At 72.2% G+C, this 15351-nt stretch carries 14 protein-coding genes; 7 read left to right on the top strand and 7 right to left on the bottom strand.

Features of this window, described 5'->3' with window-relative positions; genetic code table 11:
- Nucleotides 1–769: PucR family transcriptional regulator (locus RBJ77_RS20920; protein WP_372346440.1), on the top strand; the 769-nt coding region annotated here is incomplete at its 5' end.
- Nucleotides 770–817: 48 nt separating this feature from the next.
- Here RBJ77_RS20920 and RBJ77_RS20915 read toward each other — a convergent pair.
- The gene (locus RBJ77_RS20915) at nucleotides 818–1954 is read right to left on the bottom strand and encodes a magnesium and cobalt transport protein CorA (protein ID WP_372346439.1); all 1137 of its coding nucleotides are present in this window, start codon (nucleotides 1952–1954) and stop codon (nucleotides 818–820) included.
- A gap of 108 nt (nucleotides 1955–2062) precedes the next feature.
- On the opposite strand from RBJ77_RS20915, the gene RBJ77_RS20910 reads away from it, so the two are divergent.
- On the top strand, nucleotides 2063–3163 hold the full coding sequence (locus RBJ77_RS20910) for a winged helix DNA-binding domain-containing protein (RefSeq protein ID WP_372346438.1): 1101 nt from the start codon (nucleotides 2063–2065) through the stop codon (nucleotides 3161–3163).
- A gap of 15 nt (nucleotides 3164–3178) precedes the next feature.
- Here the strand turns inward: RBJ77_RS20910 and RBJ77_RS20905 are convergent, their stop codons facing one another.
- Nucleotides 3179–3823 (bottom strand): LysE family translocator, encoded by a 645-nt coding sequence (locus RBJ77_RS20905; RefSeq protein WP_372346437.1) that lies wholly within the window; start codon nucleotides 3821–3823, stop codon nucleotides 3179–3181.
- Between the two features lie 82 nt (nucleotides 3824–3905).
- Here RBJ77_RS20905 and RBJ77_RS20900 point away from each other — a divergent pair, with 82 nt between their 5' ends.
- Nucleotides 3906–4817, top strand: coding sequence for a LysR family transcriptional regulator (locus RBJ77_RS20900; protein WP_372346436.1), 912 nt, complete (start codon nucleotides 3906–3908; stop codon nucleotides 4815–4817).
- A gap of 105 nt (nucleotides 4818–4922) precedes the next feature.
- Nucleotides 4923–5105 (top strand): 4-oxalocrotonate tautomerase DmpI, encoded by a 183-nt coding sequence (gene dmpI, locus RBJ77_RS20895; protein ID WP_372346435.1) that lies wholly within the window; start codon nucleotides 4923–4925, stop codon nucleotides 5103–5105.
- Nucleotides 5106–5135: 30 nt separating this feature from the next.
- Here the strand turns inward: dmpI and RBJ77_RS20890 are convergent, their stop codons facing one another.
- The gene (locus RBJ77_RS20890) at nucleotides 5136–5939 is read right to left on the bottom strand and encodes a response regulator transcription factor (protein WP_372346444.1); all 804 of its coding nucleotides are present in this window, start codon (nucleotides 5937–5939) and stop codon (nucleotides 5136–5138) included.
- 156 nt (nucleotides 5940–6095) lie between these two features.
- On the opposite strand from RBJ77_RS20890, the gene RBJ77_RS20885 reads away from it, so the two are divergent.
- Nucleotides 6096–7793 carry an AMP-binding protein gene (locus RBJ77_RS20885; protein ID WP_372346434.1) on the top strand — a complete coding sequence of 566 codons (1698 nt, stop codon included), beginning with the start codon at nucleotides 6096–6098 and terminating at the stop codon, nucleotides 7791–7793.
- Nucleotides 7790–9412 (top strand): AMP-binding protein, encoded by a 1623-nt coding sequence (locus RBJ77_RS20880; protein ID WP_372346433.1) that lies wholly within the window; start codon nucleotides 7790–7792, stop codon nucleotides 9410–9412. The genes RBJ77_RS20885 and RBJ77_RS20880 overlap by 4 nt, the downstream gene beginning before the upstream one ends.
- A 21-nt stretch (nucleotides 9413–9433) precedes the next feature.
- Here the strand turns inward: RBJ77_RS20880 and RBJ77_RS20875 are convergent, their stop codons facing one another.
- Nucleotides 9434–9943: a GNAT family N-acetyltransferase gene (locus tag RBJ77_RS20875; RefSeq protein ID WP_372346432.1), complete on the bottom strand. Its 510-nt coding sequence runs from the start codon at nucleotides 9941–9943 to the stop codon at nucleotides 9434–9436.
- Between the two features lie 41 nt (nucleotides 9944–9984).
- The gene (locus RBJ77_RS20870; protein ID WP_255975038.1) at nucleotides 9985–10683 is read right to left on the bottom strand and encodes a hypothetical protein; all 699 of its coding nucleotides are present in this window, start codon (nucleotides 10681–10683) and stop codon (nucleotides 9985–9987) included.
- A 219-nt stretch (nucleotides 10684–10902) separates the two neighbouring features.
- On the opposite strand from RBJ77_RS20870, the gene gcl reads away from it, so the two are divergent.
- Entirely contained in the window at nucleotides 10903–12690 is a 1788-nt protein-coding gene (gene gcl, locus RBJ77_RS20865) for a glyoxylate carboligase (RefSeq protein ID WP_372346431.1), read from the top strand.
- 73 nt (nucleotides 12691–12763) lie between these two features.
- On the opposite strand, the gene RBJ77_RS20860 is transcribed toward gcl, so the two are convergent.
- Both RBJ77_RS20860 and RBJ77_RS20855 read right to left on the bottom strand, forming a co-directional pair.
- Nucleotides 12764–13312, bottom strand: a complete 549-nt coding sequence (locus RBJ77_RS20860) for a hypothetical protein (protein ID WP_372346430.1) — start codon at nucleotides 13310–13312, stop codon at nucleotides 12764–12766.
- Between the two features lie 417 nt (nucleotides 13313–13729).
- Nucleotides 13730–15187: a catalase gene (locus RBJ77_RS20855; RefSeq protein WP_372346429.1), complete on the bottom strand. Its 1458-nt coding sequence runs from the start codon at nucleotides 15185–15187 to the stop codon at nucleotides 13730–13732.
- Between the last annotated feature and the right edge of the window lie 164 nt (nucleotides 15188–15351).

The following is a 15351-nucleotide window of genomic DNA, read 5'->3' as shown; positions in this document are numbered from 1 at the left end:
ACTCCTCGCCGCGCCGCAGGAGCGCACCGCGGGGCTCGCCGCGCGCGGCCGGGCGCTCGGCCTGCCGGTCGACGGCCACCACACGGCGCTGCGCGTCGAGGCGCCGGGACTGCCGCCCGCCGACCGCTACCACCTCCTCGACAGCCTCACCGGGCAACTGCTCACCCGGCTGCGCGCCCCCAACGACGGCACGCACTGGCACGCGGCCCTCGTCGACGACGCCCTCGTGCTGCTCGGCACCCGCGCGGCGGCGCCCGGCCCCGAGGCCCGCAGGGCCGCCCTCGCCCTGGCCCGGCGCACCCTCGACACGCTCGGCGCCCACCACCCCGAGGCCGGGCTGCGCGGCGGCCTCGGCGCCGCGCACCGCGGCCCCCTCGGCATCCGCACCTCGGCCCGCGAGGCCCGCGCGGCCCTCCTGGCGCCGCCCGACGGCACCTCGGTCAGCGCCCACGACGCGGCGGGCCTCGACCGCATGCTGCTGGAGTGGTACGCCTCCGACACGGCCCACGAGGCGACCACCGAACTCCTCGCGCCGGTCCTGAAGCTGGGCCGGGACAAGGCGGAACCCCTTCTGCGCACCCTCCAGGCCTACCTCGACCACAACAACTCCCCGGCCCGCGCCGCCGACCTGCTCCACCTCCACCGCAACGCCGTCGGCGCCCGCATCCGCCGCATCACGGACCTCACCGGCGCCGACCTCACCGACCCGGACACCCGCCTCGCCCTCCAACTGGCGTGCCGGGCACGGCTGTCGGGGATGCGGTCCTGAGGCGCCCCGGACGCCCCGGCCTCCCCGGACCCCCGGAATCCCTGGGCTCTAGAGCCAGTCCCGCCGCTTGAAGATCATGTACAGGCTGACGCAGACGACCCCCATGAGGCCGATCGCGAACGGGTACCCGAAGTGCCAGCCCAGCTCCGGCATGTTCTCGAAGTTCATGCCGTAGATCGTGCCGACGAGGGTCGGCGCGAAGAGGATGGCGGCCCACGACGAGATCTTCTTGATCTCCTCGTTCTGCTCGAACCCGGCCTCCGCCAGCGCCCGCATCTCCGCGTTCTGCTGCTGCGTCACCAGCGTCGCGTTGACCGTCAGGATGTCGGTGAGCGCCTGGCGGAAGCCGTCGACGCGTTCGCTGGTGTGCGTGACGTGGTCGGCGACGTCGCGCAGGTAGCGCTGGAGCTCCTCGTCCGTGCCGTACTTCGCGAAGCCCGCCATCAGGCCGTGCAGCATGCCGACCAGCGGGCGGGTGGAGCGCTGGAACTCGACCATCTCGCGGGAGAGTTCGTAGATGCGGCGGGAGACCTCGGGGGCGCCGGAGAAGACCTCCGTCTCGATCTCGTCGACGTCGTTCTGGACGCCCGCGACGACCGGGGCGTAGCCGTCGACGACCGCGTCGAGGATCGCGTACAGCACCGCCTCGGGGCCCAGGCGGAGCAGGTCGGGGCTCTCCTCCATGCGGCGGCGGACCGCCGAGAGGTCGGGGGCCGCGCCGTGCCGCACGGTGATCACGAAGTCCGCGCCGACGAACACGTGCAGCTCGCCGAAGTCGACCTCCTCGGGGGCGTCGAGGTAGCGGGCGGCGCGCAGGACGACGAAGAGCGTCTCGCCGTACCGCTCCAGCTTCGGCCGCTGGTGGGCCTCCAGCGCGTCCTCGACGGCGAGCTGGTGCAGGTCGAACTCGGCGGCGAGGGACTTGAGTTCGGCCTCGGTGGGCCGGGCCAGACCGATCCACGCCATGGTGCGGGGCTTCTCGCGCAGCTGCCGGTAGGTGTCCGTCAGCGTCGCGGGGCTCGCCACCCGCACGCCGTCCCGGTACAGCGCCGCGTGCACGATGCTGTCGGCCGGCTCCGCCGCGGCGGCCGGTTCGGGGGCCGGTGCGGTGGGCGGCTCGGTGCGCGGGCGCGGGTCCGTCCCCCGGCGCCAGGTGTAGCGGCGTCCGTCCTGCCGTCGCGGCATCGCCGCCTCCTTCCGTCGGGTTGCGGGCAGCGTAACCAGCGAAGGTGACGTGCACCGGCAGCGGCATCGCGGACAGTGGCTGACCGCGACCCCCGCTACGGTCCCCGTATGACGACGAAGCCGATGACCGCACGCGCACTGGGCCGGGCCACCCTGGAGCGGCAGCTGCTGCTGCGGCGCAGCCCGATGAAGACCGAGGAGGCCGTCGCGCACCTCGTCGGACTCCAGGCGCAGGAGGTCCGCCCGCCCTATCTCGCGCTCGCCGCCCGGCTCGACGGCTTCACGCCCGCCGACCTCTCCGACGCCCTGGAGGAGCGGCGCGTCGCCCGGATCGTCACCCTGCGCTCGACGATCCATCTGCACACCGCCGACGACTGCATGACGCTGCGTCCGCTGGTGCAGCCCGCCCGCGAGCGCGAGCTGCGGATGTTCCGCAAGGGCCTGGCGGGGGTGGACCTGGAGCGGCTGTGCGCGCTGTCGCGGACCTACGTCGAGGAGGAGCCGCGCACCCCGAAGCAGATCAGGGAGCACCTCCTGGCGGAGTGGCCCGACGCCGACCCGCAGTCCCTGTCGATCGCCGCCCGCTGCGGCCTGCCGCTGGTCCAGGTCACCCCGCGCGGACTGTGGCGGCGCAGCGGCGGCGTGCGGCTGACCACCGCCGAGCAGTGGCTCGACCAGGAACCCGTCGCGACGCCCGCGCCCGACGACACGATCCTGCGCTACCTCGGCGCCTTCGGACCCGCCTCCGTGAAGGACTTCCAGCAGTGGGCCGGGCTCACCCGCACCAAGGAGGCCTTCGAGCGGCTGCGGCCCCGCCTCGTGACGTTCCGCGACGAGCACGGCGTCGAGCTCTTCGACCTGCCCGACGCGCCCCGGCCCGACGAGGACACCCCGGCGCCGCCCCGGCTGCTCGCCGAGTTCGACAATCTGCTCCTGTCGCACGCCGACCGCACCCGCGTCGTGCACGAGGCCGACCGGGGCCGCAACTGGCAGGTCAACACCGCCTACTTGACGTTCCTCGTCGACGGGATGCTCGCCGGCCTGTGGACGCTCGCCGAGTCCGCGACGGGATCCACCCTCACCCTCGAACCCTTCGGGAAGCTCACCCGCGCCCAGCGCGACGAGCTCGTCGCCGAGGCGGAGCGCACCGCGGCCGTCCTGGAGGCGCCGGGCCCGGTCACCGTGGACTTCGGCACCGTACGCACATGAGGACGCGAGGAAGGCTCAGTCCGCGCGGCCCGTCGCCGCCACCGTCACCCCGAGGCCGATCAGCGCGAAGCCACCCGTCCCGCCGATCATCGAGAGGCGTCGGTCCGAGCGCGCGAACCAGGAGCGCGCCGCCGACGCGGTCAGCCCCCACAGCGTGTCCGTGACCAGCCCGATGGAGATCGGGATCAGGCCCAGCAGCAGCATCTGGGCCGGGACCCGGCCCGCGTCGTGGTTCACGAACTGCGGCAGCACCGCCGCGAAGAACACGATGCCCTTCGGGTTGGTCACGCCCACCAGGACCCCGTCGAGCACGGTCCGCAGATCCCCGCGGGCGGGCCCGGCCGGCCCCTGGATGTCCGACGCCTTCATGTCCCGACGGTGCCGGAACGCCTGGACGCCCAGGAACACCAGATACGCGGCGCCCGCCAGCTTCACCGCGACGAACAGGCCCGCCGAGCGCTCCACGAGCGAGCCGATGCCCAGCGCCACCGCGACGACCAGCAGGTACGAGCCGACGACATTGCCCAGCGCCGTCGCCACCGCCGTGCGCCGCCCGTGCGCGAGCGCCCGGCCGATCACGAACAGCACGCTCGGCCCCGGGATCACGATCACCAGCAGCGACATCGCCGCGAACGCCAGACACCGGTCGGTCGACACCATGGGCAGCCCCCATCCCTTTCCAAGACCAGTGAAGACCATCCCACTGACAACGGGCCCCGGTCCCGCGTTCTAGGGTCCCGTCATGGAACTGCGTCAGCTCGCCTACTTCGTGACCGTCGCGGAGGAACTGCACTTCGGGCGCGCGGCCGAGCGGCTGCACATCGTCCAGTCCGCCGTGAGCCAGCAGATCCGCCGGCTCGAACGGGAGCTGGGCACCGACCTGTTCGACCGTTCGCCCCGGCACGTGCGGCTCACCGGCGCCGGCGAGCGGCTGCTCCCCGAGGCGCGGACCGTGCTCGCCGCCGCCGAACGGGCCCGGGCCGCCGTCGCCCGCCGCACCGTGCTGCGCGTCGGCACCAGCACCGGGCTCGGCGCACACCTGGACCGGGTGCTCGACGCCTACGCGGAGCTCGCACCGGGGACCGGCGTCGAGCTGGTGTCCGCGCCGGCGCGGGAGCGGACGGCCCAGGTGCGCGACGGGCGCCTCGACGCGGCGTTCCTGCGGGCCGGGCCCGACGGCCCGGAACCGGTGGCAGGCCTGCGCGCCGTGCCCGTGTGGCAGGAGCCGCTGATGGCGGCGCTCCCGGCCCGGCACCCGCTCGCCGCCGCACCGGACGTCGCCGTCGCCGACCTCGCCGGACTCCCGCTCGGCCTCACCGAACGGCGCAACCACCCCGCCCTGGTGGACCTCGTCGTCGGCGCCTGCCACGACGCGGGCTTCACCCCGCGCCCCGGGCCGCGCACCGGCACGCTCCAGGACACGCTCGCCACCATCGGCGCCGGGGCGAGCCCCCTGTGGACCGTCGTGTACGCCTCCCACGCGCGCGTCGTGCACAGCTCCCGCGTCGCGTTCGTACCGTTCCGGTCACCCGGGCTCGCCCTGACCACGGTGCTCGTCGTCCGGGACGGGGAGGGGGACAGCGACGACGCCCTCGCCGCGTTCCGGGAAGCCTGCCGGAAACCGCCGCCGAACAGCGACGATCACGATCACTGATCGCTGCGGTCGCGATCTGCTCCTTGGCCGGGGCCCGGCGCCGCGATGGACTGGATCCGTCAGCGGGAGCCCCCCTGACCACCGCTCCGGAAAGGGAGTTCAGTCATGCCGATCGTCACCGTCCAGCAGGGTCCGCGCGACGTCGAGGCCAAGCGCGAGCTGGTCAGGCGGATCACCGACGCCTTCGTCGACTCCTACCAGATCCCCGCGGAGACCGTCAGCGTGTGGATCCACGAGGTCCCGAAGGACAGCTGGGGCTCGGCGGGCAAGCTCACCGCCGACAAGTAGGCACGTGACGGCCGCGGCCGGGCGGGGCCGCTACGGCAGCAGCCCCGCCCGCCGCGCCGCCACCACGGCCTCGCCCCGGGTGTGCGTGCCCAGCTTGCGCATCGCGGACCGGAGGTAGCCCTTGACGGTCTCCGGGCGCAGCCCGAGCCGCTCCGCCGCCACCGCGTTCGTCGCACCCCCCGCCACCCACGCCAGGACGTCCACCTCGCGCGGCGCGAGCACCACCGTCGCCGCCCGCTCCAGCGGCGCGGCGGCCGACGCCAACCGGCCGCACACCGCGAGGAGTTCACCGCGCAGCGCCGGGTCGACGATCCTCGGGGCGAGCGCCCGCAGCGCCCCGTGCGCCTCCCTGACCTCCTCCCACGCGGCGGAGCCCTCGGCCGCCGGGGCGGACGCGGCGGCCAGCAGCGTCTGCGCCTCGTCCCGGACGAGGAGCGCCTGCTCCACGTCGCGGGCCGCCGCCACCGCCGCGTTCAGCGCCCGGTCGCCCAGCGGCTGGGCCGCGCGCAGCGCCCCGTACAGCACCCCCCGCACCCGGCGCCGTACGACGACGGGCACCGCGAGGACCGAGCGCAGGCCCTCGGCCGCGACCGCCGTGTCGTACTCGTGGCTGATGTGCCGCGAGCCCTGGTAGTCGGTGACGGCGCAGGCCCTGGCCAGGGAGAGGGCCTTGCCGCCCAGGCCGTTGCCCGCGGCGATGGCGAGACCGCACAGCGCGGACGTCGTCGCCCCGCTCAGCTCGGCGATCCGGACCTGGCCGGTGCCCGCGGTGAGCCCGCCGAACGCCACCGGCAGCCCCGTGCCCCGGCGCAGTCGCACCAGCGCCGCGCGCATCTCTGCCCCCTCGGCGGGTCCTGCGCTCACGTTCCATCCCCTTGCCGTGCCGGTCACCCCCGTTCGGGGGTGGCGAGATCTCCATCACGGACTACACGATGAGGACACGGTCCGCAATGACGCGGGACGCGGGACATGAGGACTCCAGGAGCGCACATGACGACGGCGAACGGACCCACGCAGCAGTTCCGTACGGCCCGTGACTTCCTGTTGCAGCACGCCCAGGACTACGAGACGGCGTACGAGGGCTTCGCCTGGCCCCGGCCCGACCGGTTCAACTGGGCCCTCGACTGGTTCGACGTCATCGCGGAGGGCAACGGGCGCACGGCCCTGCACATCGTCGAGGAGGACGGCCGCGAGATCACCATCTCGTACGGCGAGATGTCCGTGCGCTCGGACCAGGTCGCGAACTGGCTGCGCGCCCAGGGGGTCGGGGCCGGCGACCGGATCCTGCTGATGCTCGGCAACCAGCAGGAACTCTGGATGACGATGCTCGCCGCGATGAAGCTGCGCGCCGTCGTCATCCCGGCGACGCCCCTGCTGGGCTCCGCCGATCTGCGGGACCGGATCGAGCGCGGCCGTGCGGCGCACGTGATCGTGCGCGCCGAGGACGCGGCCAAGTTCGACGACGTGCCCGGCGACTACACCCGGATCGCCGTCAAGGACACGGGCGCGGACCCCGTGCCCGGCTGGCTCGACTTCGACGACGTCTTCACCTCGGGCACGAGCGCGCACTTCGAGCCCGACGGCGACACCCGCGCCGACGACGCGCTGCTCCTCTACTTCACGTCCGGGACGACGGCCCGCCCCAAGCTCGTCGAGCACACCCACGTGTCGTACCCCGTGGGCCACTTGGCGACGATGTACTGGATCGGCCTGCGCCCCGGCGACGTCCACCTGAACATCTCCTCGCCGGGCTGGGCCAAGCACGCCTGGTCGAACTTCTTCGCGCCGTGGAACGCGGAGGCGACCGTCTTCCTCTACAACTACACGCGCTTCGACGCGGGCCGGCTGATGGCCGCGATGGACCGTGCGGGCGTGACCTCGTTCTGCGCGCCGCCCACCGTGTGGCGCATGCTGATCCAGGCCGACCTCACCCAGCTGCGCACGCCGCCGCGGGAGGTGGTCGCCGCCGGCGAGCCGCTCAACCCCGAGGTCATCGAGCAGGTCAAGCGCGCCTGGGGCGTCACCATCCGGGACGGCTTCGGGCAGACCGAGACCGCCGTACAGGTCTCCAACAGCCCCGGCCAGCTCCTCAAGTCCGGCTCCATGGGACGCCCGAGTCCCGGCTTCAAGGTCGAGCTCCTCGACCCGGTGACCGGCCGGCCCGGCGCCGACGAGGGCGAGATCAGCCTCGACCTGTCCGCCCACCCCGTCGGCCTGATGGTCGGCTACCACGGCGACCCGGAGCGCACCGCGGAGGCGATGGCGGGCGGCTACTACCGCACCGGCGACATCGGCTCCCGGGACGAGGACGGCTACCTGACGTACGTGGGGCGCGCCGACGACGTGTTCAAGGCGTCCGACTACAAGATCAGCCCGTTCGAGCTGGAGAGCGCGCTCCTGGAGCACGAGGCGGTCGCCGAGGCGGCCGTCGTGCCCGCCCCCGACGAGCTGCGGCTCGCCGTCCCGAAGGCGTACGTCGTGCTCGCCGAGGGGTACGAACCGGGCCCGGACACCGCCAAGTTGCTGTTCGAGCACTCCCGCGCCGTGCTCGCCCCGTACAAGCGGCTGCGCCGCATCGAGTTCGGTGAACTGCCCAAGACGGTCTCCGGCAAGATCCGCCGCATCGAACTGCGCGAGGCCACGGCGAAGGGCTCGGCCGCCGAGTACCGCGAGGAGGACTTCCGGTGACGGACCAGCAGCAGGAACTCTCGTACGCGCACGGGACCAGCGAGGTCCCGCTCCTCGGCGACACCGTCGGCGGCAACCTCCAGCGCGCCGTCGCCGCCTGGCCGGACCGGGAGGCGCTCGTCGACGTGCCCAGCGGACGCCGCTGGACGTACGCCGAATTCGGCGCGGACGTCGACCGGTTGGCGCGCGGGCTGCTCGCGCGCGGCGTCGCCAAGGGCGACCGGGTCGGCATCTGGGCGGTCAACTGCCCCGAGTGGGTGCTCGTCCAGTACGCGACCGCGCGCATCGGCGCCGTCATGGTCAACATCAATCCGGCCTACCGTGCTCACGAACTCGCCTACGTGCTCAAGCAGTCGGGGGTGTCCGTGCTGGTGTCCTCGCCCGGGCACAAGGGCACCGACTACCACGCGCTCGTCCGCCAAGTAGCGCCCGACTGCCCCGAGTTGCGGGACCGCGTCTTCATCGGCGAGCACAGCTGGGACGCCCTCTTCCTCGGCGGCTCCTCGGTACCGGACGAGCAACTGGCCGCCCGTGAGGCCGAGTTGTCCTGCGACGACCCGATCAACATCCAGTACACCTCGGGCACCACCGGCTTCCCGAAGGGCGCCACGCTCTCCCACCACAACATCCTCAACAACGGCTACTGGGTGGGCGAGACGGTCGGCTACACCGAGCAGGACCGGGTCTGTCTGCCCGTGCCCTTCTACCACTGCTTCGGCATGGTGATGGGGAACCTGGGCGCCACCTCGCACGCCGCCTGCATCGTCATCCCCGCGCCGTCCTTCGAGCCGGCGGCGACGCTGCGGGCCGTGCAGGAGGAGCGGTGCACGTCGCTGTACGGCGTGCCGACGATGTTCATCGCCGAGCTGAACCTGCCGGACTTCGCCTCCTACGACCTGAGCAGCCTGCGCACCGGCATCATGGCGGGTTCGCCGTGCCCGGTCGAGGTGATGAAGCGGGTCGTCGCCGAGATGCACATGGCGGAGGTCTCCATCTGCTACGGCATGACCGAGACGTCCCCGGTCTCCCTCCAGACCCGCCGCGACGACGACCTGGAGCGCCGCACCGGCACCGTCGGCCGCGTCCTGCCGCACATCGAGGTCAAGGTCGTCGACCCGGTCACCGGGGTCACGCTGCCGCGCGGCGAGGCCGGCGAGCTGTGCACCCGCGGCTACAGCGTGATGCTCGGCTACTGGGGGGAGCCCGAGAAGACCGCCGAGGTCGTCGACGCCGGACGCTGGATGCACACGGGCGACCTGGCGGTGCTCCGCGAGGACGGCTACGCGCAGATCGTCGGCCGCATCAAGGACATGATCATCCGCGGTGGGGAGAACGTCTATCCGCGCGAGATCGAGGAGTTCCTGTACGGGCATCCGCGGATCGCCGACGTGCAGGTGGTGGGCGTACCGCACGAGAAGTACGGCGAGGAGGTGCTGGCCTGCGTGATCCTGCGCGATCCGGCGGAGCCGCTCACCCTCGACGACGTCCGCGACTACTGCCGCGACCAGCTCGCCCACTACAAGGTGCCGACCCGGCTGCGCGTCCTCGACGCGTTCCCGATGACCGTCAGCGGCAAGGTCCGCAAGGTCGAACTCCGGGAGGGGTACGGCGAGTTGTAGGACCATGGCGGGTGCCGGGCGTCACAGGTCCCGCCGCATGCAGACCCTCGGCCACCGGTCGAGACCGTGCGCCGCCTCGGCCGCGCGGATCCGGCGCAGGCCCGGCGTGAGCTCGGCCGCGGCGAGCCGGCGAAAGCCCAGACGCTCGTAGTACGGGGCGTTCCACGGCACGTCGGTGAAGGTGGTGAGGGTGAGACCGGCCAGGCCCCGGTCGCGCGCGCAGTCGGCGGCGTACGCGACCAGGGCCCGGCCCACCCCGCGCCGGGCGGCGTCCGGGTGCACGGTGACCTGCTCGATGTGGAAGGCGCCGTCCACCGGCTCGCCGACCAGGTACGCGATGGCGGGCCCCGACTCCTCGTCGACGGCCACCCAGGCGTGCCCCGCGTCGGCGTACCGGGTCAGCTCGGCCACGGTGGGCGGCTCGTCGTCGGCGATCGCGTCCATGCCGAGCGTGCGGAAGACCTCTCCCGCGGCCGTCTCGATGTCCTGGAGGCGGGGCAGGTCGGGGCGGGTGGCGTCGCGAATGATCACCGGGTCAGTATCGCCGCGCCGCCGGGTGGCGCCCCAGCGCTTTACGCGCCGCCCGCGATGAGTTCGTCCGCCGGGCTGTTCACCGGCTGGGGCACCCCGGCCAGATCCAGGACGAAGAGCGGGACGCCCAGGTCGTCGGCGCGGGTGCGGGCCTCGTCCGCGTATCCGGCCAGCGAGAAGTAGACGCACGTCGCCGACTCGGTCATCGACTGGAGCCACAGGCACTCCACGTCCCGCACCGTCGCGGGCCGCACCGACGGCTCCACCTGGGCGACGACGCCGCGGGCCGCGAGACCGATGCCGGACGGCGGGCGCTGGTCGGCGCGGCGGACGTCCCGGTAGCCGAGCCAGCGCAAGTAGAGCGCCGCGGCGGTCACCGCGTCCCGCGCCGTGCGGATGGCGACGGGCTGGAACGCGGGGCGGGGCGTCGGCGCCGTCCGGGGCAGCGGGATGTGCGACGGCGTCGCGGGCGCATGGTCGTCGCTCTGCACCGGGACGCGCAGCACCGTGCCGCAGTCGCAGCCGACCTCGGGCACCGGCCACCGGTCCCGGCGGCCGCACATGGGGCAGCGCAGCGTGACCCAGTCGTCCGCCCAGGTGCGGTCGCTGACCGGTTCGGCCGCGGCGCCGCGCACCAGGGGCGGGGCCACCGGGGCGCCGCAGGCGCACGGCAGTACGGCGGGCGTGCAGAGGTGCTCGCGCCGGCACGCCGGGCACCGCACGCGCATGGGTTCGGCCACGGCACACCCCCTGGGTCGCACGGTTTCCGATCGACGTCGGTCTCATCATCCACCTTGACGGCCTCCGAGACCCCCCTCTACATTGCTTCCATATAGCAGAACCTACTTTCCGCATAGTGAAAGTGCACGGAATTCAGAGCTCGCCGCGGGGCGCGACGGGAGCGCGAATCCGACAGCCGGACAGCAAGCAGTCAGTCACAGCAGAAGTCGGGAGCACTCATGGCTCGAATGACCGCCGCCCGCGCGGCCGTTGAGATCCTCAAGCGCGAGGGCGTCACGAACGCGTTCGGCGTGCCCGGTGCCGCCATCAACCCCTTCTACAAGGAGCTCAAGGAGAGCGGTGGCATCGACCACACGCTCGCCCGCCACGTCGAGGGCGCCTCGCACATGGCCGAGGGCTACACGCGGGCCAACCCCGGCAACATCGGGGTCTGCATCGGTACGTCCGGCCCGGCCGGCACCGACATGATCACCGGTCTGTACTCGGCGACCGGCGACTCGATCCCGATCCTGTGCATCACGGGTCAGGCCCCGAGCCACCTGCTGCACAAGGAGGACTTCCAGGCGGTCGACATCGCCACGATCGCCAAGCCGGTCGCGAAGATGGCGGTCACCGTCCTGGAGGCCGCGCAGGTCCCCGGCGTCTTCCAGCAGGCGTTCCACCTGATGCGCTCGGGCCGTCCCGGGCCCGTCCTCATCGACCTGCCGATCGACGTCCAGCAGACCGAGATCGAGTTCGACGTCGAGACGTACGAGCCGCTGCCGGTCTACAAGCCGGCCGCGACCCGCGCCCAGATCGAGAAGGCCGTCAGGCTCCTCGTCGCCTCCGAGCGTCCGCTGATCGTGGCGGGCGGCGGCATCATCAACGCGGACGCGAGCGACCTGCTCGTCGAGTTCGCCGAACTCACGAACACGCCCGTCGTGCCCACCCTGATGGGCTGGGGCACCATCCCCGACGACCACGACCTGAACGCGGGCATGGTCGGCCAGCAGACCGGCCACCGCTACGGCAACGCCACGTTCCTGGAGTCGGACTTCGTCCTCGGCATCGGCAACCGCTGGGCCAACCGGCACACCGGCTACAAGCTGGACGTGTACCGCGAGGGCCGCACGTTCGTCCACGTCGACATCGAGCCCACCCAGATCGGCAAGATCTTCGCGCCGGACTACGGGATCACCTCCGACGCCAAGGCAGCCCTGGAGCTGTTCGTCGAGGTCGCGCGCGAGCTGAAGGCCGCGGGCGAGCTGCCGGACCGCTCCGCGTGGGTCGCCTCGCACCTGGAGCGCAAGGAGACCCTCCTGCGCCGCACGCACTTCGACGACATCCCCATGAAGCCGCAGCGCGTCTACGAGGAGATGAACAAGGCGTTCGGCAAGGACACGCGGTACGTGACGACCATCGGTCTGTCGCAGATCGCGGGCGCCCAGATGCTGCACGTCTACAAGCCGCGCCACTGGATCAACTGCGGCCAGGCGGGCCCGCTCGGCTGGACCATCCCGGCCGCGCTCGGCGTCTCCAAGGCCGACCCGGACACCCAGGTCGTGGCGCTCTCCGGCGACTACGACTTCCAGTTCATGATCGAGGAGCTGGCGGTCGGCGCCCAGCACCGCATCCCGTACGTCCACGTCCTGGTGAACAACGCCTACCTGGGCCTGATCCGCCAGGCGCAGATCGGCCTGGACATCAACTTCCAGGTCAACCTGGAGTTCGAGAACCAGAACAGCCCCGAGCTCGGCGTCTACGGCGTCGACCACGTCAAGGTCGCCGAGGGCCTGGGCTGCAAGGCGATCCGGGTGACGGACCCGAACGAGCTCGGCGCCGCCTTCGAGCAGGCCAAGAAGCTCGCGCAGGAGCACCAGGTCCCGGTCGTCGTCGAGGCGATCCTGGAGCGCATCACCAACATCTCGATGAGCCCCACGGCCGACATCAGCGCGGTCAAGGAGTTCGAGGAGATCGCGACGGAGCCGGGCCACGCGCCCACGTCGATCCGTCCGCTGAAGGTCTGATCCAGGCCTGACACGACGCCGAAGGGGCGGGTCACCGGTGCACCGGTGACCCGCCCCTTCGGCGTCGCCGCGGCTACTTCCGGCGACGCACGGCGTACTGGACGCAGAGCGCGAGGACGAGCGGCCCCCACAGCGTCGCGGGCAGCACGCAGACGTCGAACAGCAGCTCCCAGGCGGGGCTCGTGGCCGCCGGCGCCTCGAAGCCCGGCACGCCCAGGACGCTCAGCAGGAAGCCGCCCCACATCATCGTGGCGCCGAGCCCGCCCAGGACGGCCGGGACCAGCACCACGGTCCGCGGCAGCCGTTTCCCGCCCACCAGCGGGACCCGGGCCGGCACCACCTCGCCCCAGCCCCGGACGAGCCCGAAGCAGAGCAGCGCGAGCGCCTCGGTCAGCAGGCTCAGCCCGAAGACGTACGGCACGGAGATCCACAGGCTGCCGATCGAGCCGGTGCCCGAGCCCATGTCGAACCCGAAGGCGAACGGCAGCCGCCACAGGCACTGGGGGAGCAGGACGAGCGGGATCAGACGAGCGACGCGCTCGGCCCAGCGGGGCACGGGGCGGGCGGTACCGGTGGCCGGGCGACGGTGGACGGGGAGCGGGGCGACCGCGGTCGTTGTCATGCCCTCACGCTCCCGCGCCCGGCGCGCGAACACGTCACCCCGCGCGCCGGACCGCCTCCACCGCATGGCGGAGCCCCGGGTACGGACCGTCGTACCCGGGGCTGGTTCGGGAGGTTGGTGCCGTCCGACGGCGCGCGACTGGCGGAACATGCATGCGCGCCACCGGACGGAATCCGGTGTCCCACGGAGGGATGTGGCTGGGACCGCGGCGGCGGGGCGACGGGTCCCGGGGACCGACTGCCTCAGGTCGACAGTGGTCCCGGAACCTTCACCACCGCACTGGTTCGCACCGGCCGCCGCGGTCCTCGTCCTCCCGGCACCATGCGCAGACCACCCCTCATCCGGGTCGTGCGCATGGTGCGGGCTTGCGTGTACGGAGCTGACCTCCCGTCAGGCCCCGTACACGGTCAGGGGGGCTCAGTCCTCGCGCAGGGCGCGGACCGCTTCCTCGACGCGCTTGCCGTAGTCGGCGTCGGCGGCGTGGAAGTGGGCGAGGTTCTTCTCCACGATGTCGTCGCGCGAGACCTGGGAGAGACCGCCCGCGATGTTCGCGACCAGGCGTCCCTTCTCGTCCTCCGACATCAGGCGGTACAGCTCGCCCGCCTGGAAGAAGTCGTCGTCCTTGGTGTGGGCCGGTGCCTCGTGCGTACCCGTGTAGCCGGAGACCGCGAGCGGCGCGGCGAGCGCGCGGCCGGTCTCGACGGGGCCGTCGAAGGAGTTCGGCTCGTAGTTCTTGCGGCTGCGGGCGTAGGCGTTGGACGCCATGACGCCGTCGCGGCCGTAGTTGTTCGCCTCGGTCGCCTTCGGCGCGTTCACCGCGAGCTGCGTGTGGTTGACGCCCAGGCGGTAGCGGTGCGCGTCCGCGTAGGCGAACAGGCGGCCCTGGAGCATCTTGTCCGGCGAAGGGCCGATGCCCGGCACGAAGTTGTTCGGGGAGAACGCGGCCTGCTCGACCTCCGCGAACACGTTGTCCGGGTTGCGGTCGAGGACCAGGCGGCCCACGCGCTGCAGCGGGTAGTCCTTGTGCGGCCACACCTTGGTGAGGTCGAACGGGTTGAAGCGGTACTCGGCCGCCTCGGCCGCCGGCATGATCTGCACGTAGAGCGTCCAGGACGGGTTCACGCCGCGCTCGATGGCCTGCAGCAGGTCCGTCTGGTGCGAGTTCGGGTCCTTGCCCGCGAGCTCGGCGCCCTGCTCGGCCGAGAGGCTGCGGATGCCCTGGTTCGTCTTGAAGTGGTACTTCACGAAGAAGGCTTCGCCCTGCTCGTTCGTCCACTGGTAGGTGTGCGACCCGTACCCGTTCATGTGGCGGTACGACGCGGGGATGCCGCGGTCGCCCATCAGCCAGGTGATCTGGTGCGTGGCCTCGGGGGCGTGCGCCCAGAAGTCCCAGACGTTCTCCGGCTCCTGCTTGCCCGTGAACGGGTCGCGCTTCTGGGAGTGGATGAAGTCGGGGAACTTCAGCGGGTCCTTGATGAAGAACACCGGGGTGTTGTTGCCGACGAGGTCGTAGTTGCCCTCTTCGGTGTAGAACTTCAGGGCGAAGCCGCGCGGGTCACGGACGGCGTCCGCACCCCCGAGGTTGTCGGCGACGGTCGAGAAGCGCAGGAAGACCTCGGTGCGCTTGCCGATCGTGTTCAGGAAGTCGGCGTACGTGAAGCCGGTGACGTCGTCCGTCACCTCGAAGTAGCCGTAGGCGCCGGAGCCGCGGGCGTGCACCACGCGCTCCGGGATGCGCTCGCGGTTGAACCGGGCGAGCTTCTCCAGGAGGTGCTGGTCCTGGAGCAGGATCGGGCCGCCCACGCCTGCGGTGGCGGAGTTCTGGTTGTCGGCGACAGGGGCGCCTGACTCGGTCGTGAGCACACGCTTGGGCATGGTGGAGAGGCGACCTTCCGTGCAGTGGCTGCTGACGATTGGCTGACGATGTGGGGGAGCGTAGGGACCCCTGAACAGCTACGTCAACAGTTTGTTGAAGTTCTGGATGGAGCTTGTTCAACATTTTGTTGAATCAATGGGCATGGGTGTTCCGGGCCGCGGCG

This window comes from Streptomyces sp. KL116D (assembly GCF_030766975.1).
In the GTDB taxonomy this organism is placed as follows: Bacteria; Actinomycetota; Actinomycetes; order Streptomycetales; family Streptomycetaceae; genus Streptomyces; species Streptomyces longispororuber_A.
This window is presented reverse-complemented; position numbering and strand designations above follow the sequence as displayed.

Coding starts and splice junctions, on each gene's coding strand:
- RBJ77_RS20915 (WP_372346439.1), bottom strand. CDS start 1,954: ATGCCGCGACGGCAGGACGGACGCCGCTACACCTGGCGCCGGGGGACG.
- RBJ77_RS20910 (WP_372346438.1), top strand. CDS start 2,063: ATGACGACGAAGCCGATGACCGCACGCGCACTGGGCCGGGCCACCCTG.
- RBJ77_RS20905 (WP_372346437.1), bottom strand. CDS start 3,823: ATGGTGTCGACCGACCGGTGTCTGGCGTTCGCGGCGATGTCGCTGCTG.
- RBJ77_RS20900 (WP_372346436.1), top strand. CDS start 3,906: ATGGAACTGCGTCAGCTCGCCTACTTCGTGACCGTCGCGGAGGAACTG.
- dmpI (WP_372346435.1), top strand. CDS start 4,923: ATGCCGATCGTCACCGTCCAGCAGGGTCCGCGCGACGTCGAGGCCAAG.
- RBJ77_RS20890 (WP_372346444.1), bottom strand. CDS start 5,939: ATGCGCGCGGCGCTGGTGCGACTGCGCCGGGGCACGGGGCTGCCGGTG.
- RBJ77_RS20885 (WP_372346434.1), top strand. CDS start 6,096: ATGACGACGGCGAACGGACCCACGCAGCAGTTCCGTACGGCCCGTGAC.
- gcl (WP_372346431.1), top strand. CDS start 10,903: ATGGCTCGAATGACCGCCGCCCGCGCGGCCGTTGAGATCCTCAAGCGC.
- RBJ77_RS20860 (WP_372346430.1), bottom strand. CDS start 13,312: ATGACAACGACCGCGGTCGCCCCGCTCCCCGTCCACCGTCGCCCGGCC.
- RBJ77_RS20855 (WP_372346429.1), bottom strand. CDS start 15,187: ATGCCCAAGCGTGTGCTCACGACCGAGTCAGGCGCCCCTGTCGCCGAC.